Source organism: Streptomyces sp. NPDC055243 (genome assembly GCF_044544025.1).
Lineage (GTDB): Bacteria > Actinomycetota > Actinomycetes > Streptomycetales > Streptomycetaceae > Streptomyces.
Genome location: NZ_JBITWR010000002.1, coordinates 1,052,667 through 1,077,598, shown reverse-complemented (window position 1 = coordinate 1,077,598; position 24,932 = coordinate 1,052,667). Strand labels below are relative to the sequence as shown.

Below are 24,932 nucleotides of genomic sequence, written 5' to 3'. Positions count from 1 at the left end.
CGGCCGGTGCTGGAAAGTCCTAGCCCGTCCGGCGATTGAGGACGAACTCGGCGGAGCCGGTGATGACGGCAACCAAGGCTCCCGCGCCGAGCGGGTTTGCGGGAAGGGGTGGGGTTGGGGACGGGATGGGGCTGGGGACGGGAAAGGCCCTACCCGACCGCCACCCGCACCGGACCGCCCCCCGCATCCACCCTCCCCACCCATCCCCCCGAGAGAGACAACCCCCGGTGGGCCGGCACCCTCCGCAGCACCCGTTCCCGGTGCAGGCACCGCCCGTCCTGCGTCACCACCAGGACAGGACAGACCACGGCCTCCGCCGTCCGCAGGAGGAAGCGACCGCCCTGAGCGCCGGGCGCGAGCCGGTTCGGCGCCACCCACCGCAGAGGGGCGTCCACCACCACCGGCACGCCGGACGGCCACCCCGCACCCTCCAGATGCCCCCGCACCGCTCGAGCGACCCGCGCACCCTCCCCCGCGGCCACCCCCGCCGGCTCCACCGCATGTACCCCGCTGCCCACCGCGAAGACTCCCTCCGAAGCCGTGCGGAAGGAACCGTCCACCGCCGGGCCCCGCGTCCCGGGGTCGAGCAGCACGCCCCCGCGCCGCGCCAGCTCGTGGTCGGGGACGAAGTCTCCGGTGAACACCACCGTGTCGCAGGCCAGCACGCTCTCCCGCCCGTCGGACCGCCGCAGCCGCACCCCCGACAGCCGCCCACGCCCCAGGAGTTCGGCCACCAGCGCCCCGGTCAGCAGCGGCACTTGGTCCACCCCGAGCCGAGTCACCGCGGCCCGCGCCCACCCCACCTGCGCCCGCGCCTCCTCCGTGACGAGCGCGGCGACCTCCACCCCCGCGCGCCGCAGCGCGGACAGCGCCGCGTAGCTCACCGGCTCCGCCCCCACGACCACCGCCCGGGTCCCGATCTCCTGCCCGTAGACGTGCACCGCCTGCTGGAGCTCCCCCGTGGTGAACACCCCCGCCGGGCGTGTCCCTGGCACGAGCCGTGCCGTCCGCGGCCGTTCCCGCGCGCCGGTGGCCAGGACCACGGCCCGCGCGGTGATCCGCTCCAGGCCGTGCGGTCCCGTCGTGTCCACACAGAGCGCCCCGGCCCATCCGGTGGCGCTCACCCCGGTCCGTACCGCCGCCCCCGCGCCGAGCGCGGCCTCGACGAGGCCCTCCGCGTACTGCGGCCCCCTCACTCCCCAGCGCCCGAACCCTCCGTGGTCGCAGTGGCGCGGCACCCCGCCGGCCCGCGTCTCCCGTTCGAGGACCTCCACCGCGCCCGCGCCCAAGGCCCTGAGGCGCTCGGCCGCGGCGAGCCCCGCGGGGCCCGCGCCGACGACGAGTACGTCCACGCTCCGCCGCCGCCTCATCGCGCCGCCCCCGACTCGCCCCAGCCGTCGAAGAGTTCGCGTACCGCGGGCCCGCAGTAGAACCCCTGGCAGCGTCCGCCGCGCGCCCGGGTCCGGCGCCGCAGGCCCTCCAGCGAGCCGGGCGGGACCGTGCTGATGAGGGCGTCCCTGATCTCGCCGCGGGTCACGCGTTCGCAGTGGCAGACGATGCTGCCGTACGCGGGGTCGGTCGCGATGAGGTCGGCACGCTGGTAGGGGCGGGCAAACGCCTCTCCGAGGTTCGGCATGCGGACGGGCTCCAGGTTTCCGGCCGCCGTCAGGTCGAGGTCGGGGCCCGCCGCGTCGGCGAGCAGGCCGACGACGTACTCCGCGATCGCCATCGACGCGGTGAGACCCGTGGACCGGATGCCCCCGACGGTGATGTACCGCTCCTCCGGTGAACTGTGGATCTGGTAGTCGTCGTGCTCGGTGGCCGCCCGCAGCCCCGCGTAGACAGCGGTGACCTCCTCGTCGAGCAGGGAGGGCAGGATGCGCCGGCCCTTGGCACGCAGCCCGGCGAGGCCTTCCTCCGTCGTACCCGTCGCCGTCTTGTCGTCCAACTCCTCGGCGGTGGGGCCGAGAAGGACGTTTCCGTACACGGTCGGCGCCACCAGGACCCCCTTCCCCAGTGCCGTCGGCACCGGCAGGAGGATGTGGCGGACCAGGTCGCGGGCGAGCTTGTCGAAGACGATGAGCTGGCCGCGGCGCGGGGTCACCGTGAACGCGCCCCGCCCGAGCAGTCCGCGGTCGAGCGCGTCGGCGTGCAGCCCCGCGGCGTTGATGAGGTAGCGGGTGCGTACGACGCCGCGGGGCGTGGTCAGCTCACGGCAGCCGCCGCCCGGCCCCGTGGGCGACGGACCGATCGTCTCCACCTCGCAGTTGAGGTGCAGGTCCACTCCCCCGCGCACGGCTTGGGTGGCGTACGCGAGTGTCGTCGTCCAGGGGCAGATGATGGACTCGCCGGGGACGTCGAGCGCGCCCAACGCGCCTTCACCGAGGTGGGGTTCGCGGGTCCGCACCTCGTCGGCGTCGATGATCCGGGCCTCGTCGTAGTCGTTGGCCTTCGCCTTCTTCAACAGGCCCGGCAAGGCCGCAAGTTGCTCTTCGTCCCAGGCCACGAGCAGCGCGCCGACCGGTTCGACCGGGATGCCGCTCGCGGCGGCGTACGCGGCGAGCAGGCGCTGCCCCTCGCGCACCAGGCGGGACTCCAGGGAGCCCGGCACGGCGTCGAAACCGGTGTGCAGGATCGCGGTGTTGGCCTTCGACGTGCCGTCGCCCACGTCGCCGGAGGCTTCGACCAGGGCGACCCGCAGGTGCTGGAATCCGGCCAGTTCACGGGCGATGGCGGAGCCGACCACCCCGGCGCCGACGACGGTCACGTCGTAGGGCTCGGAGGGCAGCCGCCCCTTGGTGGTGACGGTCATGACGACGGCACGGGCGCACGGTCGAGGAGGGTATCGACCGCCGCGCGGAAGCCGCCGATGCGCTCGGCGGCCCGGGTGGCGTCGATCTTCGGCTCGTACACGGTGGCGGGCCGCCACCGGGAGACCGCGTCCCGCACCGTGAGCTTGGGGTCGAGGCCCATGCGGGCGACCGCGCCCACGCCGAGGGCGGTGACATCGGGCAACGCCGACACCTCGACGGGGATTTGGAGCAGGTCGGCCTGGGTCTGCATCAGCAGGGCCGAGCGGGTCAGACCGCCGTCGACGCGCAGGCTCGTCAGGGGCTCGCCCAGGTCGGCGGCGACCGCGTCGGCGAGGGAGGCGACCTGGGCCGCGATGCCCTCGCACAGGGCGCGGACCAGATGGCCGGGGGACGTGTCGAGGCCGAGGCCGGTGATCGAGCCGCGCAGGTCGCCGCGCCACCAGGGCGCCGCGAGCCCGGCAAGCGCGGGCACGAAGGTGACGCCGCCCGCGTCGGGCACCGACGAGCCCACGAGGTCGAGGTCCGCGGCCCCTTCGATCACCCCGAGGTCGGTGAGCCAGCGGACGGCGGAGGCGGCGGTGTAGACCTGCCCGTCGAGGCAGTAGCTGCTCTCCCCGCCGAGCCGCCAGGCGACACAGGTGACCAGGCCGGAGTCGCCCCTGCACGGGCGTGAGCCGGTCTGGGCGAGCAGGAACGCGCCGGTGCCGTAGGTGCACTTGGCGGTGCCCGGCTCGGTCACGTCCTGGGCGAGCAGCGCGGCCTGCTGGTCGACGAGGAGGCCGGTCAAGGGGAGTTCGGGGCCGAACGCCTTCGTGGTGCCGACCGGGCCCGCCGCGTCGACCACGCGCGGCAGCCGCTCGTCGGCCAGGCCGAAGACGTCAAGGGCGCGCGGTGACCAGGTGACGTCGTCCAGGTCGAGGAGCTGGGTGCGTCCGGCGGTCGCCGCGTCGGTGACGAACTCGCCCGTGAGCCGGTGGACCAGCCAGGCGTCGCTGGTGGTGACGACGCCTTCCCGGGTGAGGTTGCGGCGTATCCACGCCATCTTGGGCGCGGCGAAGTAGGGGTCGAGGGGCAGTCCCGTCAGGTGCCGCACCTCATCCGCGTACGGCGCGAGTTCGGCGCACAGCGGCTCCGCCCGCCGGTCGTGCCACACGATCGCCTCGGTCAGCGGGCGGCCGGACGCCGGGTCCCAGGCCAGCACGGTCTCGCCCTGGTTGGCCAGGCCGACCGCGGCGACCGGCTCTCCCGCGTCGGCCAGGGCGCGGCGTCCCGCGTCGACGACCGAGGCGAGCAGCGCCGCCGGATCTACCTCCACCCGGCCTCCGGGGAGGTGGCGCGGGCGTACGGGCGCGGTGCCGGAACCGATCACCCCGCGTTCCGGACAGAGAACGAGAGCCTTCGTGCCGGACGTGCCCTGGTCGATGGCGAGGACAGCCTCGCCGCGCGGTCCTCTGCCATTCGTGATCACCGCGGAAGCCTGCTACAGCGGCACGGAAGGCGTCAAGGGCCCCCTTCGCGCGCCGATCCCGACCCACTTGTCTCCCAAATTGCCAACCGGCGCGCCGAGTTGACCATAAGTCGATCCCAAAAGATCCACGAATCGCCCTGAGAACGGAAGTTGCGGATCTACACTGACCGCCGAAACAACATCAATGATTCACAGGCCAGTTCACGCCATCACCTGCCCTCCGCCCTCCCCCACAGAAGGATTCATGCCCACTCCGTCAGGCCGCCCCGTGTACCACCCGGCGGGCCACGACGAACAGTTGCGCGCCGTGCTCCAGGACCTCAAAACGGGTCGCTGGGTGTCGACGCGCAACCTGCTCGACTCGACTCCCGACTGGGGACTGTGGACGCAACGTACGCAGATCCTGGCGGCCGCCGTCGCCGGCTCCGACGTGGTCAGGGCCTGGCAGGCCGAGGAGCCGCACAGCGCCGCCGCTTCCGTCCTGCATACCCGGGTCCTGGTCGAGCGGACCCTGCGCGCCCATCGCGCCGGGCACCGCCACACCAACGAGCTGTGGCGCGAGGCGGCAGCCGCGTGCGGCGCCTCGATCGACGCCTCGCCCGAGGACCCCGTGCCGTGGGTCTGCCTGCTCGCCCTCGCCCAGCTCGACAAGGGGCAGCGGTGGGACGAGCACCGTGTGCCGGCCCCCGAGCCGATGCTGTTCCCCGGCCCCTGGCATCTCCTGGCCGAGGCAGACAAGCGCGACCCGGGCAACCGCGAGGCCTACCACCGGATGCTCCAGTTCGCGTACACCCGCCGCCCCGGAGGCCCGCTCACCGAAGCGGTCAACTTCGCCCACTGGGCGTCCGGTTCGGCCCACACGGGCTCGGCGCTCCACGTACTGCCCCTGTATGTGCGCGTCGAGCGGTACCGCAAGGACGGCGGCGCCGAGCACGCCCTGGATCTGCACTGGATAGGGGAGGACGCGACCCGCTCCGCCCTGCGCGCGCTGCACCTGTGGTTCGAGCACGCGCTGCCCGCCGCGACCTCGCTCCTCGACCTCAACTACGTGGCCCACGCCCTGTGGGGAGCGCATCAATTCCAGGACGCCACCCGGGTGTTCGAGGCACTCGACCCCTTCTACACCGTGGCGCCGTGGACGTACCGCACACGGTCGCCCGGTGACGCGGACGCGGCGGCCGAGGCATTCATGCAGGCACGTACGCGCTGTCTGAGCGCCGTACGCGATCCGGGCTGAGGCCCCCGACCCCGGCCTCCCCCATCGGCACCACCCCCATCGGCACCACCCGCTCCCCGATCGACCGCTCCCCGACGGAGGTACATCCGTGTCCCGCACCACCTGGTCGAGCCCAGCCTCGACCACCGCCCCGCTGCCCGACGAGGAACAGAGGCTCAGGGAGCTCGGCTACCAGCCGGTCCTGGCGCGCCGGATGGGCGGCTTCGGCAACTTCGCCATCAGCTTCTCGGTCATCTCGATCCTCTCCGGCTGCATGACCCTGTACGGCTTCGGCCTGGGCACGGGCGGCCCGGCCGTGATGCTCTGGGGCTGGGCGGGCGTCGGTCTCTTCGTGCTCTGCGTGGGCCTCGCACTCGCCGAGGTCACCAGCGCGTACCCCACGTCGGGGGCCCTCTACTACATGGCCGACCGGCTCGGCGGGCGCCGCTGGGGCTGGTACACCGGCTGGTTGAACCTGCTCGGCCTGCTCGGTGCGATAGCGGGCATCGACTACGGCGCCGCGCTGTTCACCGGGGCCTTTCTGAACCTCCAGTTCGGCTTCACGCCGACGCCGGAGAAGACCTTCCTGATCTTCCTCTGCATCCTGCTGCTGCACGCCGTCCTGAACCTCTTCAACGTACGTCTGGTCAGTCTGCTCAACTCGATCAGCGTGTGGTGGCACGTGGCCGGTGTCGCGGTCATCGTGGGCGTCCTCGCGATCGTGCCGGACCACCACCAGTCGCCGTCGTTCGTCTTCGGCGAGTTCGTCAACGACACCGGGTGGGACAACCCGCTCTACGTCACGGCGATCGGCCTGCTCCTCGCGCAGTACACGTTCTCCGGGTACGACGCGTCCGCGCACCTGTCGGAGGAGACCTCCAACGCGTCCGTCTCGGCGGCGCGCGGCATCGTGCGGGCCATCTGGGCCTCGTGGATCGCCGGTTTCATCCTGCTCGCCGGGCTGACCTTCGCGATCCAGGACTACGCGGGGGCGCAGAACACGGACACCGGGGTGCCACCCGCGCAGATCATGATCGACGCACTCGGCGAGTCCGGCGCGACGGCCCTGCTGCTCATCGTGATCGTGGCGCAGCTGTTCTGCGGCAACGCCGAGACGGCGGCGGCCAGCCGGATGGTCTTCGCGTTCAGCCGCGACAACGCGCTGCCCGGCTCGAAGATCTGGCGCAAGGTCAGCTCCCGCACGCAGGTGCCGGTGCCGGCCGTGTGGCTGTCGGTCGGTCTGGCAGCGGCCATCGCGCTGCCTTCCCTGTACTCGGCGACCGCGTACACGGCCGTGACCGCCATCAACGTCATCGGCATCACCCCCGCGTACGCCATCCCGATCTTCCTGCGGCTGCGGGCGGGCGACCGCTTCCAGCCAGGACCGTGGAACCTGGGCCGCTGGAGCAAGCCCATCGGCTGGATCGCCGTGCTCTGGGTGGCGTTCGTGACGGTCCTGTTCTGCCTGCCGCAGGTCTCGCCGGTGACGGTCGACACGATGAACTACGCGTCGATCGCGCTCGCCGTGGTGCTGATCCTCGCCACGGTGTGGTGGTTCGTGGCGCGGCGCTCCTACAGCACGCCGTCGGCGTACGGATCGGAGCGTGAGCAGGCGGAGATCGCGGAGGACATCATCTAGCCGTCCCTCCGTCGATCCCTCAACGACCGCACCCCCTGGGATCTCCTCAGGGGGTGCGGTCGTTGAGGATCCGCTGGAAGAGCCGGTGGTCGCGCCAGGCGCCGTTGATGTGCAGATAGCCCGGCGCGACACCGAACTCCTCGAATCCGCACTTGGTGAGGACGCGCTGCGAGGGGACGTTGTCGAGGAGGGTGCCCGCCTCGACGCGGTGCAGGCCCAGCTCGCTGTCGGCGGACGCGCAGGCCCGCGTCACGGCGGCGGTGGCGAGGCCGCGGCCGATGTGGTCCACGGCGATCCAGTAGCCGAGGGTTCCGCTGCGGAAGGGGCCGAGGGAGATGTTCGACAAGGTGACCGAGCCGGCCATCTCCCCCTCGCATTCGAGCACCCAGGGAGCCGCCCGCCCCGCCCTGCACTCCTCCAGCTGGCCACGGAGCCGGGCCGCCTGAGCGCGCGAGGTGAAGTAGTCCTCGGGCCGCACGGGCTCCCAGGGCTCCAGGTGGGCGCGGCTGCGCAGGCGGGCGCGGGCGAGACCGTCCGCGTCCTCCATGGCGGCGGGGCGCATGACGACGTCCGGCGCGATCCGGACGGATTCGGTGATCATGCGCCAAGGGTAGGCACTGCGGCAGGCGCGAGCGCTGCCCACTCACCTTCCATCCACCCCCTCCCGCCCGCCTACCTTCCGCCCGCCACCCGCAGGATCGTGCCGCTCGTGTACGACGCGTCGGCCGAGAGCAGCCAGGAGACGGCCGCCGCGATCTCGTCGGGACGGCCCGAGCGCCCCAGGGGGATGCCCGACGCGAGCTTCGCCGGGCGCTCGGGGTCCGCGTGGAACTCGGTCCAGATCACGCCGGGGGCGACGGCGTTGACCCGGATGCCGTCCGCCGCCACCTCCTTCGACAGGCCGATCGTCATCGTGTCGACGGCTCCCTTGGCGGCTGCGTAGTGGACGTACTCGCCCGGGGCGCCGAGGGTCGCCGCCGCGGAGGAGATGTTCACGATGCCGCCGCCGGCGCCGGTCCGCGTCATGTCGCGGATCGCGCGGCGGGCGCAGAGGAGATAACCGAGTACGTTCACGTCGAGCGCGCGGCGCATGGCGGCGACGTCGGCGTCCGCGAGGGGGCCCACCGGGGCGCCGATCCCGGCGTTGTTCACCAGCCCCGTGACCGGGCCGAGGTCCGCGGCGGCGGTCTCGAAGAGGCGGTCGACGTCCGCCTCGTCGGCGGTGTCCATGCGGACGGTGACGCAGCGGACGCCCGCGTCCGCGCCGGTCGCGCGGACTTCCGCCGCCACCTTTTCGGCGGCGTCGGCGTCGGAGTGGTAGCCGAGGGCGATGTGATGGCCCTCCGCGGCGAGACGGGTGGCGATGGCTGCGCCGATGCCGCGGCTGCCGCCGGTCACTACCGTGACGGGGTGGTGCTGCACGTGATCCTCCGGAGGTGCGGGGTGGGCGGGATTGCCGTTTGATCGATCATTCCCCCACCCCGCCCCTTCCCGAACCGCCGGAGCGAGCCTCAGCCCCGACGGTCCCGCACGAACTCCCGCAGCGTCCCCGGCTCCCTCCCCCCGAACCGTTCGATCGCCTCCGTCACCTGGTACAGCTCGTGGTGGGAGCCGATCAGACGGAACAGTTCCCAGAGCTTGTCCAGGTGGGCCACCACATGCGCGTCGCCGTACAGGCCCCTGGCCCGCTCGCGCCACTCCACGGGGGACGCGTCCACGTACTTCAGGCCGCCGCCGAACGTCTCCACCACCTCACCGACCGACAGCACCTGCCCGGTCAGCAGCACCACGGGGTCCGGGCACTCCGGCAGCGGGTCGGTGAGGAGCCCGGCTCCGACCCGGGCCACGTCCGCCCCCGCTATCAGCGGAAGCACGGTGCTCGGGGAGCCCAGCGGCATCACCAGCTCACGTTCGCCGCCCGCCCGCACCAGGAAGTCGATGTTCTCGAAGAACACCCCGGCCCGCAGATGCACCGCCCCGACCCCCGCCCGGTCGAAGACCTCCTCGGCGACCCAGTGCTGCCGCATCCGGGGCGTTCCCGCGTCCGGCGCCGCCGCCAGCTGGGACACCTCGACGACGCGTTCGAGACCCTCGCGCCTGGCCGCCGCGGCGAAGGCGCCGGTCGCCTCCAGCAGGCCGTCGGTCACCGGGTAGGTGAAGAAGGCGCGGCGTACGCCCCGTACCGCCGCGAGCACGTCCGTGATCTCGCGCAGGTCGCCGACGACCACCTCCGCGCCCATCCTCCGCAGCCCGGCGGCGCGCTCGTCGTCGGTGCGCACGAAGGCTCGTACCGCCTGACCCCGGTCGAGCAGCAGCCGGACCACATGGCGGCCGGTGGAACCCTGCTGTCCGCCCGCCGCTCCGGTGACGAGGACCGGTGCGTCCTTCGGCGTCCCGCTCACTTTTCGCCACCTCCTCCGCCCTGTCCGCCCTCTCCACGCCGCAGCGTGAGCGTGAACGCGCCCCGGCGCACCAGTTCCCGCAGGAACGGCTCCGCCGAGAACGCCTCTCCGGGGGCGAGGACCCCTGTCTTCGTCGGGCCTCTGCCCTCGGCGATCCGCACCGCCGCTTCCACCGAGGCCAGTGCTCCGGCCCGCCACAGGTCGTGGCCCGTCAGCTGCCCGGCCGCGCTGCCCCCGTCCCACATCGCCTGGACGGCGACGGTGAAGTCGGTGCCCGCCCGCTCCGCGGCGCCGATGTGTTCGCTCTCGAAGGCGTCCTTGGCCTCGAAGGTGCTGGTGCTGAGCATCAGGTCGATGTTGCGGACGGGGACGTGGCGCGGCACCGTCACGACCTCGCTCGACGGGAACGGCGCGATCATCGAGCGCGGGCCGAGCGGCGGCGGGAAGGGGAAGACCGCGTTGCGCGGTTCGACGTAGCCCGCGTGCAGGGCGCCGTCGCTGAAGGTGAGGCGTTCGGTCTCGGCGAAGAGGTGGGTCGCGGTGTTCTTGGCGCCGGTGGTCAGGCGCCAGCCGTTCACCGCGTACGCGACGACGATCCGGTCGATGCCCGCGATGCCGTCCGACACCGCACCCGCCAGGAGGTCGCCGAGGCCTCCGTAGAAGCTGAGGCTGGGGATCATGACGGCGCCGGTGCGCTGCGCCGTGGCCTGCGCGGTGTCGAAGACCCGTTTCACGTGGTGGGGTTCGAGGGCGTGGTCGACGTAGTGGCAGCCGGCCTCCGCGGCGGCGGTGGCGACGGGTGCGCCGGTGACGGCGAAGGGGCCCGCGCACTGGATCAGGATGTCGGCGTCCGTCATCACCTCGCGCAGTGCCGCGGTGTCGTCCACGGCCGCGGCGCTTGTCCGTACCCGGTCTCCCGCGTCGAGTTCGTCGGCCAGCGTGCGCAACGCCTCGGCGTTGCGGCCTACCAAGAGCAACTCCCCACCTCTGGCGAGGAGTTCGGAAGCCACCAGGCGTCCGGTGTGTCCATAGGCTCCGTAGATGGCGAAGAGCGAATTCGTCATGCTCGACTCGCTTCCATACCGAAGGTATGCAACTGGTGCGGAACCTACGTACCCTGAGTACGTCCGTCAAGAGGAGCCGACCATGTTCCCGCCCCCGCGCCCAACTGCCCGTCGTACACAGGCGGAACGCTCCGACGCGACCACCGCGCAGCTGATCACCGCGGCGCAGCGGCTCTTCGGCAGGGACGGGTACGCGACGACCTCGATCGTCGCCGTGGCGGCCGACGCCGGGGTCACCAAGGGTGCGGCCTATCACCACTTCGAGGGCAAGGCGGCGCTCTTCCGCGCGGTGTTCGTCCGCGAACAGGAGGAGATCGCGGCGGAGTTGGAGCGGGCGGCGGCGCGGGAGCCCGACGCCTGGTCCGCGCTGCGGCGCGGCTGCCGCCGCTTCCTGGAGCACTGCCTCGACCCCGGGTTCCGGCGGATCGTGCTGCTCGACGCGCCCGCGGTCCTCGGCTGGGAGACCGTCCGCGAGATCCAATACGCCCATACGCTGCGGGTGTTGACCGGCGGCATGCGTGCGGCGGCGGCCGCGGGCCACATCGGCGACGGGGATCTGGACGTGCGCTGCCAGCTGATGTTCGGCGCGCTGTGCGAGGCGGGCATGCTCCTGGCCCGCTCGCCCGATCCGGCCTCCGCCCTCACCTCGGTGACGGCGGAGGCCGAACGTCTGCTGTCGGCGCTGGCCGCGCCCTAGCCCGCCACCGTCTCCCCGACTTCCTCGGCAGCCTCGTCGGGGGCCAGGCTGTCCATGAACGAGGAGACGGAGAACACCGCGCGCCCCGGCCCGGCGGGACCGTAACCGGGCGGCGACGTCAGGCCGTTGGCCTCCATCGTCGCGCGGTACGCCTCAAGCAGGCGGACGTGGTACTCCAGCGGGGCGCCCAGCGGGTTGGCCTTGCCCAGCGGCGTCGTGGGCTCGGGGCACCAGGTGGTGAAGCGGGGCGTGATGCCGCGCGACATGAAGTACTGCAGGCCCTCGACGGTGGAGTCGATGGCCTCGCCGACCGTCTTGAACCCGAACGGCTCGGCCATCTCCACGCCCGCCACGAAGTTCGGGATGACGTTGCGCGGCCCGAAGACGTCGGCGGAGTCAAGGATGCGGCGGTGCCACTCGTCACGGCCGACGTAGCGCTCCTTGCCGGGGCAGTACCGCTCGAACAGGTAGGGGTCCCACACCTCGTAGTTGGGGTGGTAGATCCGCACTCCGTAGTCGTGGAAGCGCTGGACGTCCGCCTTGGGCAGCGCCTGCGCGACGACCTTGCCGATCCAGCGGCCCGGGAAGCGCTCCTCGATGGCCTTCGCGTACTGCCCGTAGAAGTCGGCCTCGTCCTTGCCCTGGAGCCGCGAGGTGATGGCGCCGCCGGTGAGCGTGTACGCGGTGGAGGACTTCGCGGTGTCGTACTTGTCGATGATGGCGAGGGCCTCGAGGACCTCGTCCATCGGCTTCACGCCCGTGTAGGGGCGACCCGCCGCCTTCTGCTGGCGCCAGTTGTGGTTGATGTCGCAGTACCCGCACTCCTCCTTGGCGCCGAAGTACTGGCAGACCCGGAAGACCGTCAGGTAGATCAGGTAGCCCCACTGGATGGTGGGCGCCACCTCCATGACGGACTTGCCGTTCTCCAGCGTGTGCCGGTAGTAGTCCGGCATCGGCGGCAGGCCGACGTCGGAGATGCGGACGCCGTCCAGGTAGAGGCCGAGTACGCCGTTGTCGTCGGCGGCCACGCGGTACGGCGACGAGGGGTTCACGCGGACCGAGACGACCGTGCGGCGCAGGTCGTAGGGGCCGCCGGTGAGGACGATCTCCTCGGGCGGGCGGCGCAGGGCGGCGGCGCCGAGCTCGGGGAGCGTGCTGTGGTCGAAGGAGAAGATGAAGTACGACTTCGGCTTGACCTCGCCGCCCTCGTTGTCGCTGAGCGCGGACTCGTCGAACGCCATGCCTCCCCTGAGCAGGTCCTCCTTGATCACCGCCTCCCGCGGCACCTGCGGGAACCGCTCCATGAGTCCCTCGACGAGCTGGGTACGGCTCTCGCTGCGGCTTGCCATCTGCCGGGCACCTCGGATCCTGTCGGTGAATTGTGCTTTCCCGTGACCCCCACGCTAATACGCGGCTTTCGCGGCGCGGATCCGCCTCCGGTCTCAGGCGCCATCCGCCGGATGGCGGTGCCCGCTCGGCCGGGCCTTCCCGGGTGGGAACCCGGCGGTGGCGGTCTCGCGTTGTCCCTGCATGAACGAGCTGGTTGCCGGGGGGAACGTGCCGCTGCCGGACGGGGCCGTCACCCTCCGGGTGCCCGGCCCCTTCGACCTGTCCGTGATCGTGACGGGCGACAGCGGGAAGGTCGCGGGCGACGGCGACTTCGTCTTCTACAACCAGCCCGCCACGTCCGGCGCCCGGCTCCAGGGCGACACGGTCACGGTCGACGGGCGGCGCCTGCGTGCCGGTGCGAGCCGGGTGACCGTCGCCGTCAGCCCCGCCGAGCCGGGCACGCCCCTGGGCCGGCTGCCCGCCATCGCGCTCCAGGTGCACGGGCCCGGCGGCCGCCTCGTGGCGCGATTCACACCGCCGCGCCCCGACCGCGAGACGGTCCTGCTGCTCGCGGAGATCTACCGCCGGGGTCCGGGGTGGAAGCTGCGGGCGCTGGGTCAGGGGTACGCGGACGGGCTCGCGGGGGTGGCGCGGGACTTCGGGGTGGACGTGGCGGAGGACGAAGCAGCGCAGCCGCCGGGTGCCGGACCGCTGCCGAGCGCGCCCGGCGGTGCGTCCCCTTCCTCCGCTCCCTCCGCTCCCTCCCCTCCCTCCTCCCTCGACGGCTTCCTTCCGCTGGTCAACGCCGCGCGGGCTTCGGTGGGCGCGCCTCCCGTCGCCTTCGACGCACGGCTGGCCGCCGCCGCGGGCGCGCATGCCGCCGGGATGGCGGCGCGGTCCGCGCTCGGTTCGCAGGACGCGGACGGCACGTCCCTCTACCAGCGCGTCGTCGCGGGCGGGTACGCGTACCTGGCCATCGGGGAGCATCTGGTCTCGGGGCCGCGCACGCCCGCCGACTTCGTGGAGTACTGCCTCTCCGGGGAGCAGTCACGGCGAACGGTGCACAGCCGCGCGTACACGCAGGTCGGGGTGGGCCACACCACCGACGCACGCTCCGGCGACGTCTACTGGACGGCGCTGTGGGCCACTCCGTTCACCCCGCGGGGCCTCGCCGAGTGGGCAGCCGCCGTGCTCCGCCTCACCAACGCCGAACGGACGGCGCAGGGCCTGCGCCCCCTCTCCCCCGACCCGCACCTGACCGTGGCGGCGCAGGGCCACAGCGCGGACATGGTCGCCCGCGCCTTCTACTCCCACACATCGCCCGACGGCGGCGAGCCCTGGCACCGCGCGTCCGCCGCGGGCAGCACGCACCGCGCGATCGGCGAGAACATCGCCTGCGGGCAGCGCACCCCCGCCGAGGTGGTGGACGGCTGGATGAACAGCCCCGGCCACCGGGCCAACATCCTCAAGCCCTCCTTCACCCACCTGGGAGTCGGCTTCGCGGGCGGCGGCTCGGCGGGCACGTACTGGACACAGCTGTTCGGCGGCTGAAGCTTGAGACGGCGGGCGGCCCCACCGCCCTCAGCCCACCGCCCTCAGCCCATCACCCTCAGCCCACCGCCCTCAGCCCACCGCCACCGGCACCCCGCTCCTGGCCGACGCGTAGCCCGCCGTCACGATCTTCAATGTCCGCAGTCCGCCCTCGCCGTCCGCCACGTCCATGCCGCCCTCCTCCGGTCCGTACAGGAACGCCCGCAGCATGCGCTCGTCCAGGTCGGCGCCGAAGGGGACTTCGAGGCCCTGGCGGTGGCGTTCGCTGTAGCCGTGGACCGACTGGTCGAAGGCGTCCATCTCCAGGGTCGCCCGCTCGCCGACCACGGTGAGTTCGAGGCCGCCCCAGGAGTGGTGGGAGCGGGGGTGCGACCAGCTGCAGTCGATCGTGGCCACCGAGCCGTTGTCGTAGGTGACAGTGACCAGGCCGCTGGTCTCCGCGTCGACCTCGCCCTCGTACATGCGGTTGTTCGTCTGGGCGTACACGTCGACGGGGCGGGCCTCGCCGAAGAGGTCGTCCAGGAGGTCGGCGATGTGGACCGTGTGGTCCATCAGGGCGCCGCCGCCCGCGAGTTCGGGATCGGCGAACCAGCGCCGGGACGAGGTCGGCATGGAGCCGTTGTTCGAGCCGGACACGGTCAGGACCCGGCCCGCCTCGCCCGACGTGACCGCCGCCTTGACGGCCTCGTACGCGGGGCTGAAGCGGACCGGGAAGGCGACCGCGAGCCGCACTCCGGCCGCCCGGCAGGCCGCCAGCATCGCCTCCCCGTCCGCGACCGTCGTGGCCAGCGGCTTCTCGCACAGGACGGCCACGCCGTGGGACGCGGCGAGCTCCACCAGCGGTCGGTGGCGCGCGTTCTCGGAGCAGACGATCACCGCGTCCGGGCCCCAGGCGAAGACCTCCTCGTACGTCTCGGCGTACGCGACCCCCATCTCGTCGGCGAACGCCCGCCCCCGCACCTCGCCGGGCGCGGCCGACCCGGTGTCCGGGTCGCTGCCGATCACCTCGACACCCGGCATCCGGGAGAGGAGCCGCAGATACCCGGCCGCGTGGACATGGGCGAACGACAGCACGGCGACCTTCATCGCGTGACCTCCTTGGTACCCGTCCGGACCTCGGCCGCCCGGCCGCTCGTCGTGATCTCGACCGCCCGGCCGGTACGGCTCGACTCCACCGCCGCCTCGGCGATCCGCACCGCCTCGATCCCGTCCCGCGCGCTGACCCTCGGCGCGCCGCCGCCCTCCTCCCACGAGGCCGCGAACTCCCGCAGCTCGGCCAGGTAGGGGCTCTCCGTCATCGGGCTGGAAGGGATGCCCTCGTTGGCCGCGCGCACGCCCTGCGCGGTGATCCGGTAGCCGGGCACGGACGTGGAGTCGTGCCGCAGCAGACCGTCGCTGCCCGCGATCCGGAACGTCGTACGGAACTGCTGGTCCGGAAGGCCCCAGAGACCGGTGATGTGACTGATCGCGCCGGAGGCGTGGGTGAGGACGGCGGTCGCCGAGACGACCTCGGCCTCCGTGCCGCCCGTGGTCTGCTCGACGCCTCGCGTCTGCGCGTGCACGCGGACGACGTCACCCGCGATCCAGCGGGCGATGTCGATGTCGTGCACCATCAGGTCCATGATGACGCCGCCGGACTTGGCGGGGTCACCGAACCAGGGCGCCCACTGCGGTCGCGCACCGCCCCGCGTGAACCGCAGCACCGCGAGGTAGCCCAACTCGCCCTGCTCGACGGCTCGTTGCATCGCCGCGTACGCCGGGAAGTAGCGGACGACATGGGCGGGGTGCAGCCGCACCCCCGCCGCTTCGGCGGCTGCCGCGATCTCCTCGGCGTCCGCCGCGCCGAGCGCGAGGGGCTTCTCGCAGACGACGTGCCGGCCCGCGGCGACGGCCGCCAGGGCGAGCTCCTTGTGGGTGGGGGTGGGGGTGCAGATGTCGACGGCCGCGCAGTCGGCGAGCAGTTCGCCGAGGCTCGCCACCGCGGCGACCTCGCGCCCCGCGTACTCGGCGGCGAGCTTCTCCGCCGAGCCGTCGACGGTGTACACGCTGACGCGCGCACCCAGTTCCAGCCAGCCGGGAAGATGGGCGCGGGCGATGCCGCCCGCGCCGATCAGGCCGATGTGAAGCGGTCGCATGAAGGGGGTCACCTTTCCTGGTTCCTGAGACAGGGTCAGCCACTGGAGGCTGGAGGAGGGTCAGCTCTTGGATCCGGAGAGCGCGACGCTCTGCACGAAGTGCCGCTGCAGGAAGACGTAGACGACGAGCATGGGCAGGCTCGCGATGAGCGAACCGGCCATCATCACCGGGTAGTTGGTCTCGAACTGCCCCTCCAGCGAGGTGAGGCCGGCACTGATCGGCATCTTCTGCGGGTCGGTGTTCACGATCAGCGGCCACAGGAGGTCGTTCCACGACCACATCGCGGTGATGACGGCGAGCGCGGCGAGCGCGGGCCGCACCAACGGCAGCATGATCGACCAGAAGATGCGGAAGGAACTCGCGCCGTCGATCCGCGCCGCCTCCTCCAGCTCCTTGGGGAGCGTGAGGAAGAACTGCCGCAGCATGAAGGTCCCGAACGCGCTGAACATGCCCGGCAGGAACAGCGCGGGAGCCGAGTTCAGCAGACCGAGGCTCTGGATGATGTCGTACTGCGGAAGCACGAGCAGCGAGCTCGGCACCATCAGGACGGAGAGGAAGAGCGCGAACAGGACGTTGCGGCCCCGGAATTGCATGCGCGCGAAGGCGTAGGCGGCGAGCGAGCAAAACACCAGCTGCCCGACCGTGCGCCCCACGGTGTTGAAGACGCTGTTGAAGAGCATTTCCCGGAACGGCAGCGCGGTGAAGACCTCTTCGAAGCTCGACCAGTTCCAGGTGTCGGGCAGGAAGGTCGGCGGCACCTTCGCCGTCTCGGCGAGGGACTTGGCGGCGGTGAGCAGCTGCCACAGGAAGGGGAAGACCATCACCAGGGCGCCGAGCGAGAGCACCGTGTGGGTGGCCACCGATCCGCCGTTGAAGCGGCGGCGCCTCGCGGGCCGCACGGAGGACTCGGCGGACGCGACGGACTCGGCGGACTCGGCGGACTCGGATGACTCACGCATAGTGCACCCACCTCTTCTGCAGCCTGAACTGCATCAGTGTCAGCGCCGCGATGATCAGCATGAGCAGGAAGGCGAGCGCGGCGGCGGCGCCCTGGGCGTTCTCGACGAAGGCCCATTTGTAGAAGAGGCTCACCACGGACTGGGTGTCGCCGATCGCCGGATTCTTCTCGGCCATCATGATGTAGATGAGATCGAAGGTCTGCAGTGAGTTGATCATGCAGATGATGGACGCGAAGAAGATCGTCGGGCTGAGCAGCGGCAGCGTGATGGTGAAGAAGCGGCGCAGGGGACCGGCGCCGTCCAACTCGGCCGCCTCGTAGTAGTCCTGCGGGATTCCCTTGATGCCCGCCATGAAGATGATCAAGTAGTAGCCGGTAGTCGACCAGACCATGACGGTGCCGATCGCGTACACCGCGGTCGAGGGGTCGGAGACCCAGTAGCGGCGGTCCGCGCCGAACCACTCGAAGACCTCGTTGATCAGGCCGTAGTCGCCGTTGTAGAGCCAGTTCCAGACGAGTCCGACGGCGACGGGCAGCGTCACGAACGGGATGAAGTACAGGGCGCGGTAGAGCGAGACGCCGCGCAGGCCACGCCGGTTGAGCAGCGCCGCGACGCCGATCGCCATCGGCAGGGCCAGCAGGCCGATGACGCAGTAGATCAGCGTGTTGCCGAGCGCCTGCCAGACGGTGACGTCCTTGAGGACGCGCACGTAGTTGTCCGTGCCGATCCAGGTGTGGCCGCCGAACGCCCCGAACTCGGTGAAGCTGAAGTAGAAGGTCTGGAGCAACGGCCAGAAGTAGAAGACGGCGAAGCCGATGCCCAGCGGCGCGACGAAGAGGTAAGCGGCGCGCTGGCCACGGGGCCTGGGCGGGGAGCCCGCCGCCGGTTTCCCGCGCCCCGCCGCCTTCTTCGCCGCCGCCGTGGAGGGAAAGACACTCATCATGCGCGCTCCTCCTTCAGGGCCCGGTCCATCTGCTCGCCCAGCGTGCGGGCGGCGCTCTCGATGCCGCCCTTGCCGCTGAACGCGGCGCCCAGGAGCGGGTATTGGAGGTTCTCCCAGACCGCGGTGTTCTTCGAGCTCGGGTACGGCACGGCGTACTGCTGCATCTCGACGAAGACCTTCAGGTCGAACTCGGGCATCGACTTGAACCAGGCGTCCTGCGTCCCCTCGTACGAGGAGAGCGTGACGCCCGAGGACGCCTGGATCTCGGCGGCCCTGCGACCGGCCATGAAGTGGACGAACTTCCAGGCGGCCGCCTTCTTACGGCTCTTGGCGGAGATGACGTTGGCGAGGCCGTGGATGATCGTGGCGCGCTCGCGGCCCTTGGGCAGGACGGTGACGCCGCCGTGGTCCTTGATCGCGGGGGTGGCGTGCATCTGCCCGGAGAACGCGGATATCTCGTAGACCATGGCGGCCTTCTCCGACCAGAAGCGGTTGCGGGCCTTGGACTCGACCATCGCGCTCTGCGGCGGTGACCAGCCGCGGTCGATCATGTCGGTCCAGTAGCGCAGGCCCTCGATGGAGCGCTCGTCACCGAAACCGGACTTCCCGTCCTTGAGGACGTAGCCGCCCGCTCCGTGGATGGCGGGGTAGATCTGGGCCTGGCGGTCCATCTCGGCGGCCATGCCGTGCACGCGCTCGCGCGGGTTGGTCAGTTCGGCGGCGGCGTCGCGCACGTCGTCCCACGTCCACGTCCTGTCGGGGTACTTGATGCCCGCCTTGTCGAAGAGCGCCTTGTTGTACCAGAGGCCGATGGTGTCGAAGTCCTTGGGAATGCCGTACTGCGTGCCCTGATAGGCGTAGATCTGCACGAGTGACTCGGGATGGCGGTCCACGGGGGTCGCGTCGCTCTTGATGTGGCCGCTCAGGGGTTCGAGGACGCCGCTGGAGGCGTACAGCTGGAGGTTGACCGCGTTCATCCAGAACACGTCGGGGGCGGTGCCGCCGCGCATCGCGGTCTTCAGGGTGGTCCAGTAGCTGGACCACGGCGTGAGCTCTATGCGCACGGATATGCCGGGGTTCTCCTTCTCGAAGGCGTCGATCACCTTCTGGAGCCCCGGCACATGGGCCACGTCCCACACGCCGTACGAGAGGGTGGTCCGGCCACCGCTCTCCTTGCCGTCGTCACTCCGACCGGAGCAGGCGGCGAGCAGGGGCGCCGCCATCGCTCCGTACAGCAGAGTCCTCCTGCGCATGGGTGCCTCCGTTTCCGGGTTCTTCCGCGGTGTCCTGAGTCCGGGGTCTGCTGCGGTGTCCTGAGTCCGGGTTCTGCTGCGGTGTCCTGGAGCTCTTCCAGAGCCTTTCTAGAGCGCCGAATCCGCCAGGAGATCGGATTCGACCTGGTCAAGTGCCTTGCGTACGGCGCCGATCGCGACGCCTTGTTCGCCGAGCGTGCTCAGCGCGATGCGGGGGACGTGCAGGGTCAGCGGGCGCAGTCTGTCCTCGATCAGCGGCACGAGATGGCCGCCCAGCGGGGTCGCGCCGCCGGTGAGCACCACGAGCTCCGGGTCGACGGCGAGGGCGAGGGCGGCGATGCCCGGCGCGATGCGGTCGGCGAAGTCCGCCACGGCCGCCAGGGCGCGCGGGTCGGCGGTGTCGGCGGCGCGGGCGAGTGCGGCCACTTCGGACTCGCCGTCGCGCCGGTCGCCCTTCCAGCTGAGCGCGTCCTGCGCGGTGTTCATGCCGAGCAGCGGCAGCAGGCCCAGCTCGCCCGCGCCGCCGCGCCGCCCCCGGTGCAGCCGCCCGCCGATGGTGAGACTGCAGGCCACGCGGTGTCCGGTCAGGACGCAGACGACGTCACCGGCGAGGGTGGCCGCGCCTTGCCAGCGCTCGGCCAGCACGGCGAGGTTCACGTCGTTCTCGACGAGGGTGTGGCCCGGCTCCCCCTCGGCGAGCAGCCGCCCCATGTCCACGCCGGACCACTCGGGGATGACGTGCGACGTGATGGTGCCGCCCGCGTCGACGACGCCGGGTACGCCCACGCAGCGGGCGAGGACGTCGCCGCGCCGTACGGAGTGTGCGTCCAGGAAGGCTTCGAGTCCCTTCCGCAGGAGTGTGAGCCGCTTGGCTCCGCCCAGCTCCGGGTCGATGTCCTCGCGGTGCGCGGCGAGCACCGTCCCGCCGAGGTCGGCCAGGAGCAGCACCATCTTGTGCAGGCCTATGTCGGCGCCCACGACGCGGCCCGCCTCCGCGCGGAAGCGGAACCGGCGGGCGGGGCGCCCCGGTGTGCGCTCGCCGTCGTCGTCACGCTCGGCCTCGCCCGCCCAGCCGTGGGCGGCCAGTTCCTCGACGGCGGATTCCACGGTGGGCCGGGAGAGTCCGGTGCCGGCGGCGAGCTCGGCGAGCGTCTGCGGGCTGCGGCGGTGCAGGGCGCGCAGGACCACGGTGGTGTTCAACCGGCGCAGCGAGGCGAGGTCGTGCCCCCGCGTTCCGTTCCGCAACACTTCTTCACCCCATGTCGAGGGCGGGGCAGCCCTGTTGACCAGTGGGTCGACGGCCGCTCCCGGAGATTAAGGAGGAGACTTGCATATCCATGACCGACGGGGAACCCCCTTCGCAGAGGCAGAAACCATGCGGCCGACGCGCCGGGCTGCCGTCGCATTTCCCTGATGGCCCGTCAGGAAACACCCGGGTTAACTCCGTGCGCGACCCCTTGCCAAGGCAGATCGTACGTGTTCGGATTATCTCAGTCGGGCGGCCACCCACCGCCTCGTATCCGCAGCTCAGACCCTGTACGGCGGGCCAGTCAGGCCTGCCTGAGCACCCGAAAGCTCCCCCACAACTCCCCTCGCACGATGTGTCCGGAGTCGTGCTGCCCGCATGCCTCCGGCAGTCCGTGGCAGCCCGAAAGAAGGGATCCCCCGTGTTCGATCTTTCGTCCGTCGATCTGCTCGACGCGTTCACCCGCGAACTGCGGCTGTGCAAGCTCCGCGAGGGCGAGCACGTCGTCGTCCTCTCCGAGCCCGGCAGCCGCGGCGACTACGTGGCGGCCGCGTTCGGCGCCGCCAAGACGTGCGGCGCCCATGTCATCGCCGCCACCGTCCCCGGCGGCAGCCCCGCCCCGATGCCGAGCACCCACACCGGCGCGGGCCCCGGCCTCGTCTCGGTGCTCAACGACTCCACCGCGCAGGACCTGCTGAAGTCCGCCGACCTGGTCGTCGACCTCACCCGCGAGGGCTTCATCCACGCACCCGTACAGCAGGAGATCCTGCGCGCGGGCACCCGCATCATCTTCGTCTGCGACGCCCCCGACGTCCTCATCCGCAACCTGCCCAAGGAGGCCGACAAGGACGAGGTGCTCGAAGGCGTCCAGCTGCTCAAGCGGTCGTCCGTCATGCAGGTCACCTCGGACGCGGGCACGGACCTGACCGTGCAACTCGCGGGCTCCAAGCCCGAGTTCCAGTGCGGCTTCGCCGACGACCCGGGCCGCTGGGACCACTGGCCGAGCACGATGGTGCTGTGCTGGCCGGAGATCTCCGACGGGCAGATCGTGCTCGCCGAGGGCGACATCCTGCTGCCCTTCAAGGAGTACGTGCGCCAGCCGGTGACCCTGCAGATCGCGGGCGGCCAGATCGAGAAGGTGTCGGGCGGCGCCGAGGCCGAGCTCCTGAACACGTTCTTCGAGGACGCGAACGACCAGTGGGCGCGCAGCCTCTCCCACATGGGCTGGGGCCTGATGCGTACGGCCGACTGGTTCGCCACCGCGATGTACGGCAAGGACGACCTGATGGGCATGGACGCCCGCGCCTTCGCCGGGAACTTCCTGTGGTCCACCGGACCGCACCCCGTCCTGGGGCGCGAGTCGTACGCGCATCTGGACATCGCCATGCGCGGCTGCACGGTCGCGGTCGACGGCACCGAGGTCGTGACGGGCGGCCGTCTCACCGAGCGCTGACCGGCGCTCCAACTGCTCGTCCGGAGAAGGAAGATGGAGGAAGCGTGGCGTCCAGCCAGTCGTACGAAGTCACCGTCGTCGGAGGCGGCCTCGGTGGTCTGACCGCCGCCCTGGCGCTGCGGCACCGCGGTCTGCGGGTCACCGTGCTCGAACAGGCGGCGCAGCTCGGCGAGGTGGGCGCGGGCATCCAGACGGCGCCGAACGCCAGCCGCGTCCTGCTCGGCCTCGGCCTGCGCCGCCAGTTGGAGGCCATCCACACCGAGCCGCTCGACCAGGTGCGGCGGCGCTGGAAGGACGGCAGGGTCGTCGGCCTGACCTCGCTGGGCCGGCGCTGCAAGGAGCAGTTCAACGCGCCGTACTGGCACTATCACCGGGCCGATCTGCACCGCGTCCTCATGGACGCCTGTGTCGACCCGGCAGGTCCTGGCCCCGTCGTCGCGCTGCACACCGCGAGCAAGGTCGCCGAGCTCGACCGCACGGACCCCGCGCGCCCGGTGGCGATCACCGACGACGGGCGGCGGTACGTGTCCGACGTCGTCATCGGCGCCGACGGCATCCGCTCCCAGGTGCGCGACCTGATGGGCGCCCCGGACACGCTCCTCTTCTCCGGCGAGATGGCCTACCGGGCGCTCATACCGGGCGAGTTGATCGCGGCCGACCCGGCGACGCGCTGGCTGGTGGACCGCTACCAGTCCACGATCTGGTACGGCCCCGACCGCCACCTGGTCCACTACATGATCCGCGGCGGCGAGTACCTCAACATCGTGGCCTGCGTGCCCTGCACGGACGAGGTCGCACAGAAGTGGTCCGTCGCCGCCACCGCGCAGGACCTCGTCGACGCCTTCCCCGGCTGGGACGACCGCGTCCCCGCGATGCTCTCCAAGGCGAAGGAGGACGTCTCCTGCTTCGCGCTCTACCACCGGCGCCGCGACCCGGTGTGGCAGGACGGCCGGGTCGCCCTGCTCGGCGACGCCTGCCACGCGATGCTGCCCTACCAGGCGCAGGGCGCCTCGCAGGCCATGGAGGACGCCGCGGTGCTCGCCGAGGAGCTGGGCGCGGTCACGGCGGAGGGCATCGAGGCGGCGCTGCGCCGCTATGTCGACCGGCGCGCCAAGCACGCCGGGATGGTCCAGGACGCCTCGTTGCAGAACAAGACCTTCTACCACTTCCCCGACGGTCCCGAGCAGCGGGCCAGGGACGAGAAGCTCCGCCGGGACTTCGACGGCGAGTCCGATCTCTCGTACGACTGGCTCTGGGGCGGCAGCCCGCTCAACGACCCCGATCTCGGGGCGTTCTCCTACCAGTTCACCCGCTGAGCCAGTTCACCCGCTGAGCCCCTTTGGAGCGAACGTGAAAACAGGCGATCAGATCGTTCAGGAACTCCCCTGGAGATGGTCGGTCCAGGGCAAGATCTTCATCATCGGCGGCCTCGGCTACCTCTTCGACGCGTACGACATCGCCTTGAACGGCTTCCTCATGCCGCTCCTGGGCAAGCACTTCGACCTCTCGCTCAGCGAGCGCGGGCTCGTCGCCACCGCGAACCTGGTGGGGATGGCCGTAGGCGCCGTCGCCTGGGGCGCGGTCGCCGACCGGATCGGGCGCAAGAAGGCGTTCAGCGTCACACTGCTGATCTTCGCCATGTTCTCGGTGCTCGGTGCGCTCGCGCCGACGTATCCGGTCTTCCTCGCGCTGCGGTTCCTCGCGGGTGTGGGGCTCGGCGGCTGCATCCCCGTGGACTACGCCCTGGTGGGCGAGTTCTCGCCGCGCAAGTACCGGGGGCGCATCCTGACCGCGCTCGACGCGTGGTGGCCGGTGGGCGTGACCCTGTGCGGGCTCGTCTCGACGGCGATGCTGACCCTGGACGGCAACTGGCGGTGGATGCTGGCGACGATGGTGCTGCCCGCGCTCCTGCTCTTCTGGGCCCGGCGCGGCATCCCCGAGTCGCCCATCTATCTGTCGAAGAAGGGCCGCGAGGCCGAGGCGCGCAAGGTCATCGACGACCTGGTGGCGCGCACCGGAGCCCCCGTGGAGCCCTACGTCATCCCCGAGCCGGCGGTGGACGACGGGCCGCGCGGTGTGGCCGCCGCCGTCGACCAGCTGCGCCGCATCTGGCGCTTCAGCCCGCGCATCACCTCCGCGGCCTGGCTGCTCTTCTCCACGATCATGCTCGTCTACTACGCGGCGCTGAGCTGGATGCCCTCGATCCTCAAGGAGGAGGGCCAGGGCGACACGGCCGCGTTCATGAGCACCACCCTGATGAGCGGCGTCGGCATCGTCGGCGTCCTGGTCTCCACCGCCCTGGTCGACCTCATCGGCCGCAAGTGGCTGATCGGCGTCTCGGCCCCGGTCGCCTCGCTCGCCCTGGTCGTCTTCGCCCTGGTGCGGGACCTGCCGACCGGCTCGGTCGTGGCGATCGGCGTCTTCGGCTTCCTGGCCCAGCTGGCCATCCCCGCCCTGTACGCGTACGTGTCCGAGCTCTACCCCACTCCCCTGCGCGCCAGCGGCTTCGGCTGGGCCTCCTCGGTCAGCCGGGTGCTCACCGGCTTCGCACCGCTGCTCTTCGGATCGGTGATGTGGCCGCTGCTCGGCCTGCCGCTGACGTTCGCCGTGCTCGGCGGGACCGTGCTGGTCGCCGTCGCCTGGATGGCGGTGGCGGCGCCGGAGACGAAGGGACGGGAGCTGGACGGGGACGAGGAGCCCCCGGTACCCGCGTCGGCGTCACCCCTGCCGGTCACCGAGCAGGCGGCACTCTGACCGCGGCCG

21 protein-coding genes are annotated in these 24,932 nt (G+C 71.6%); 7 read left to right on the top strand and 14 right to left on the bottom strand.

From position 1 onward, the window contains the following. Window positions 1–149: 149 nt before the first annotated feature. The 3 genes from ACIGXX_RS09565 to ACIGXX_RS09555 are packed head-to-tail and all read right to left on the bottom strand — an operon-like array spanning window position 150 to window position 4,281. Window positions 150–1,370, bottom strand: a complete 1,221-nt coding sequence (locus ACIGXX_RS09565) for an FAD-dependent oxidoreductase (protein WP_399974227.1) — start codon at window positions 1,368–1,370, stop codon at window positions 150–152. Continuing rightward, window positions 1,367–2,812 (bottom strand): FAD-dependent oxidoreductase, encoded by a 1,446-nt coding sequence (locus ACIGXX_RS09560; protein ID WP_383823547.1) that lies wholly within the window; start codon window positions 2,810–2,812, stop codon window positions 1,367–1,369. The genes ACIGXX_RS09565 and ACIGXX_RS09560 overlap by 4 nt, the downstream gene beginning before the upstream one ends. Further along, entirely contained in the window at window positions 2,809–4,281 is a 1,473-nt protein-coding gene (locus ACIGXX_RS09555) for an FGGY family carbohydrate kinase (RefSeq protein WP_399974224.1), read from the bottom strand. Before ACIGXX_RS09555 ends, ACIGXX_RS09560 begins: the two co-directional genes overlap by 4 nt. A 244-nt stretch (window positions 4,282–4,525) precedes the next feature. Here ACIGXX_RS09555 and ACIGXX_RS09550 point away from each other — a divergent pair, with 244 nt between their 5' ends. Together ACIGXX_RS09550 and ACIGXX_RS09545 are read left to right on the top strand one after the other, a co-directional pair. After that, the gene (locus tag ACIGXX_RS09550; RefSeq protein WP_351161566.1) at window positions 4,526–5,518 is read left to right on the top strand and encodes a hypothetical protein; all 993 of its coding nucleotides are present in this window, start codon (window positions 4,526–4,528) and stop codon (window positions 5,516–5,518) included. 88 nt (window positions 5,519–5,606) lie between these two features. Continuing rightward, window positions 5,607–7,136 carry an amino acid permease gene (locus ACIGXX_RS09545; protein WP_351161563.1) on the top strand — a complete coding sequence of 510 codons (1,530 nt, stop codon included), beginning with the start codon at window positions 5,607–5,609 and terminating at the stop codon, window positions 7,134–7,136. Between the two features lie 46 nt (window positions 7,137–7,182). Here ACIGXX_RS09545 and ACIGXX_RS09540 read toward each other — a convergent pair whose 3' ends face one another. The 4 genes from ACIGXX_RS09540 to ACIGXX_RS09525 form a co-directional block, all read right to left on the bottom strand. Next, entirely contained in the window at window positions 7,183–7,737 is a 555-nt protein-coding gene (locus ACIGXX_RS09540) for a GNAT family protein (protein WP_366462775.1), read from the bottom strand. A gap of 71 nt (window positions 7,738–7,808) precedes the next feature. Continuing rightward, on the bottom strand, window positions 7,809–8,558 hold the full coding sequence (locus tag ACIGXX_RS09535; RefSeq protein ID WP_399974220.1) for an SDR family oxidoreductase: 750 nt from the start codon (window positions 8,556–8,558) through the stop codon (window positions 7,809–7,811). A gap of 89 nt (window positions 8,559–8,647) precedes the next feature. Beyond that, the gene (locus ACIGXX_RS09530) at window positions 8,648–9,538 is read right to left on the bottom strand and encodes an NAD(P)H-binding protein (protein WP_399974217.1); all 891 of its coding nucleotides are present in this window, start codon (window positions 9,536–9,538) and stop codon (window positions 8,648–8,650) included. Then, a complete protein-coding gene (locus ACIGXX_RS09525; RefSeq protein ID WP_399974214.1) occupies window positions 9,535–10,602 on the bottom strand; it encodes a saccharopine dehydrogenase NADP-binding domain-containing protein in 1,068 nt (355 codons plus the stop codon). The genes ACIGXX_RS09530 and ACIGXX_RS09525 overlap by 4 nt, the downstream gene beginning before the upstream one ends. A gap of 82 nt (window positions 10,603–10,684) precedes the next feature. On the opposite strand from ACIGXX_RS09525, the gene ACIGXX_RS09520 reads away from it, so the two are divergent. Beyond that, complete coding sequence (locus tag ACIGXX_RS09520; protein WP_351161549.1) at window positions 10,685–11,299, top strand: TetR/AcrR family transcriptional regulator; 615 nt, start codon at window positions 10,685–10,687, stop codon at window positions 11,297–11,299. On the opposite strand, the gene ACIGXX_RS09515 is transcribed toward ACIGXX_RS09520, so the two are convergent. Next, window positions 11,296–12,648: a radical SAM protein gene (locus ACIGXX_RS09515; protein WP_351161546.1), complete on the bottom strand. Its 1,353-nt coding sequence runs from the start codon at window positions 12,646–12,648 to the stop codon at window positions 11,296–11,298. The genes ACIGXX_RS09520 and ACIGXX_RS09515 overlap by 4 nt on opposite strands. Window positions 12,649–12,829: 181 nt before the next feature. On the opposite strand from ACIGXX_RS09515, the gene ACIGXX_RS09510 reads away from it, so the two are divergent. Then, entirely contained in the window at window positions 12,830–14,179 is a 1,350-nt protein-coding gene (locus ACIGXX_RS09510; RefSeq protein ID WP_399974209.1) for a CAP domain-containing protein, read from the top strand. Between the two features lie 72 nt (window positions 14,180–14,251). Here ACIGXX_RS09510 and ACIGXX_RS09505 read toward each other — a convergent pair whose 3' ends face one another. From ACIGXX_RS09505 to ACIGXX_RS09480, 6 genes are all read right to left on the bottom strand, one after another. Further along, window positions 14,252–15,265, bottom strand: coding sequence for a Gfo/Idh/MocA family oxidoreductase (locus ACIGXX_RS09505; protein ID WP_351161542.1), 1,014 nt, complete (start codon window positions 15,263–15,265; stop codon window positions 14,252–14,254). Then, a complete protein-coding gene (locus tag ACIGXX_RS09500; protein WP_399974205.1) occupies window positions 15,262–16,314 on the bottom strand; it encodes a Gfo/Idh/MocA family protein in 1,053 nt (350 codons plus the stop codon). Before ACIGXX_RS09500 ends, ACIGXX_RS09505 begins: the two co-directional genes overlap by 4 nt. Window positions 16,315–16,374: 60 nt before the next feature. Continuing rightward, window positions 16,375–17,274, bottom strand: a complete 900-nt coding sequence (locus tag ACIGXX_RS09495; protein WP_399974202.1) for a carbohydrate ABC transporter permease — start codon at window positions 17,272–17,274, stop codon at window positions 16,375–16,377. After that, window positions 17,267–18,217 (bottom strand): carbohydrate ABC transporter permease, encoded by a 951-nt coding sequence (locus ACIGXX_RS09490; RefSeq protein WP_399974199.1) that lies wholly within the window; start codon window positions 18,215–18,217, stop codon window positions 17,267–17,269. The genes ACIGXX_RS09495 and ACIGXX_RS09490 overlap by 8 nt, the downstream gene beginning before the upstream one ends. Beyond that, window positions 18,214–19,470 carry a sugar ABC transporter substrate-binding protein gene (locus ACIGXX_RS09485; protein ID WP_366462784.1) on the bottom strand — a complete coding sequence of 419 codons (1,257 nt, stop codon included), beginning with the start codon at window positions 19,468–19,470 and terminating at the stop codon, window positions 18,214–18,216. Before ACIGXX_RS09485 ends, ACIGXX_RS09490 begins: the two co-directional genes overlap by 4 nt. A 108-nt stretch (window positions 19,471–19,578) precedes the next feature. Beyond that, window positions 19,579–20,718, bottom strand: coding sequence for an ROK family transcriptional regulator (locus ACIGXX_RS09480; protein ID WP_366462785.1), 1,140 nt, complete (start codon window positions 20,716–20,718; stop codon window positions 19,579–19,581). A 419-nt stretch (window positions 20,719–21,137) separates the two neighbouring features. Between ACIGXX_RS09480 and ACIGXX_RS09475 the strand changes: the two genes are divergently transcribed. From ACIGXX_RS09475 to ACIGXX_RS09465, 3 genes are read left to right on the top strand one after another with little or no spacing between them, the layout of a single operon-like run. Continuing rightward, entirely contained in the window at window positions 21,138–22,169 is a 1,032-nt protein-coding gene (locus ACIGXX_RS09475; protein WP_399974194.1) for a hypothetical protein, read from the top strand. Between the two features lie 44 nt (window positions 22,170–22,213). Next, window positions 22,214–23,485 (top strand): FAD-dependent monooxygenase, encoded by a 1,272-nt coding sequence (locus ACIGXX_RS09470; protein WP_399974191.1) that lies wholly within the window; start codon window positions 22,214–22,216, stop codon window positions 23,483–23,485. A 34-nt stretch (window positions 23,486–23,519) separates the two neighbouring features. Then, window positions 23,520–24,923: an MFS transporter gene (locus ACIGXX_RS09465; protein WP_351161521.1), complete on the top strand. Its 1,404-nt coding sequence runs from the start codon at window positions 23,520–23,522 to the stop codon at window positions 24,921–24,923. The last annotated feature ends 9 nt before the right edge of the window (window positions 24,924–24,932 follow it).

Bases quoted from the DNA above. Each gene is read 5' to 3' on its own strand.
- ACIGXX_RS09550 (WP_351161566.1), top strand. From the start codon at position 4,526: ATGCCCACTCCGTCAGGCCGCCCCGTGTACCACCCGGCGGGCCACGAC.
- ACIGXX_RS09515 (WP_351161546.1), bottom strand. From the start codon at position 12,648: ATGGCAAGCCGCAGCGAGAGCCGTACCCAGCTCGTCGAGGGACTCATG.
- ACIGXX_RS09505 (WP_351161542.1), bottom strand. From the start codon at position 15,265: ATGAAGGTCGCCGTGCTGTCGTTCGCCCATGTCCACGCGGCCGGGTAT.
- ACIGXX_RS09495 (WP_399974202.1), bottom strand. From the start codon at position 17,274: ATGCGTGAGTCATCCGAGTCCGCCGAGTCCGCCGAGTCCGTCGCGTCC.
- ACIGXX_RS09560 (WP_383823547.1), bottom strand. From the start codon at position 2,812: ATGACCGTCACCACCAAGGGGCGGCTGCCCTCCGAGCCCTACGACGTG.
- ACIGXX_RS09490 (WP_399974199.1), bottom strand. From the start codon at position 18,217: ATGATGAGTGTCTTTCCCTCCACGGCGGCGGCGAAGAAGGCGGCGGGG.
- ACIGXX_RS09520 (WP_351161549.1), top strand. From the start codon at position 10,685: ATGTTCCCGCCCCCGCGCCCAACTGCCCGTCGTACACAGGCGGAACGC.
- ACIGXX_RS09565 (WP_399974227.1), bottom strand. From the start codon at position 1,370: ATGAGGCGGCGGCGGAGCGTGGACGTACTCGTCGTCGGCGCGGGCCCC.
- ACIGXX_RS09500 (WP_399974205.1), bottom strand. From the start codon at position 16,314: ATGCGACCGCTTCACATCGGCCTGATCGGCGCGGGCGGCATCGCCCGC.
- ACIGXX_RS09540 (WP_366462775.1), bottom strand. From the start codon at position 7,737: ATGATCACCGAATCCGTCCGGATCGCGCCGGACGTCGTCATGCGCCCC.
- ACIGXX_RS09485 (WP_366462784.1), bottom strand. From the start codon at position 19,470: ATGCGCAGGAGGACTCTGCTGTACGGAGCGATGGCGGCGCCCCTGCTC.
- ACIGXX_RS09525 (WP_399974214.1), bottom strand. From the start codon at position 10,602: ATGACGAATTCGCTCTTCGCCATCTACGGAGCCTATGGACACACCGGA.
- ACIGXX_RS09510 (WP_399974209.1), top strand. From the start codon at position 12,830: ATGAACGAGCTGGTTGCCGGGGGGAACGTGCCGCTGCCGGACGGGGCC.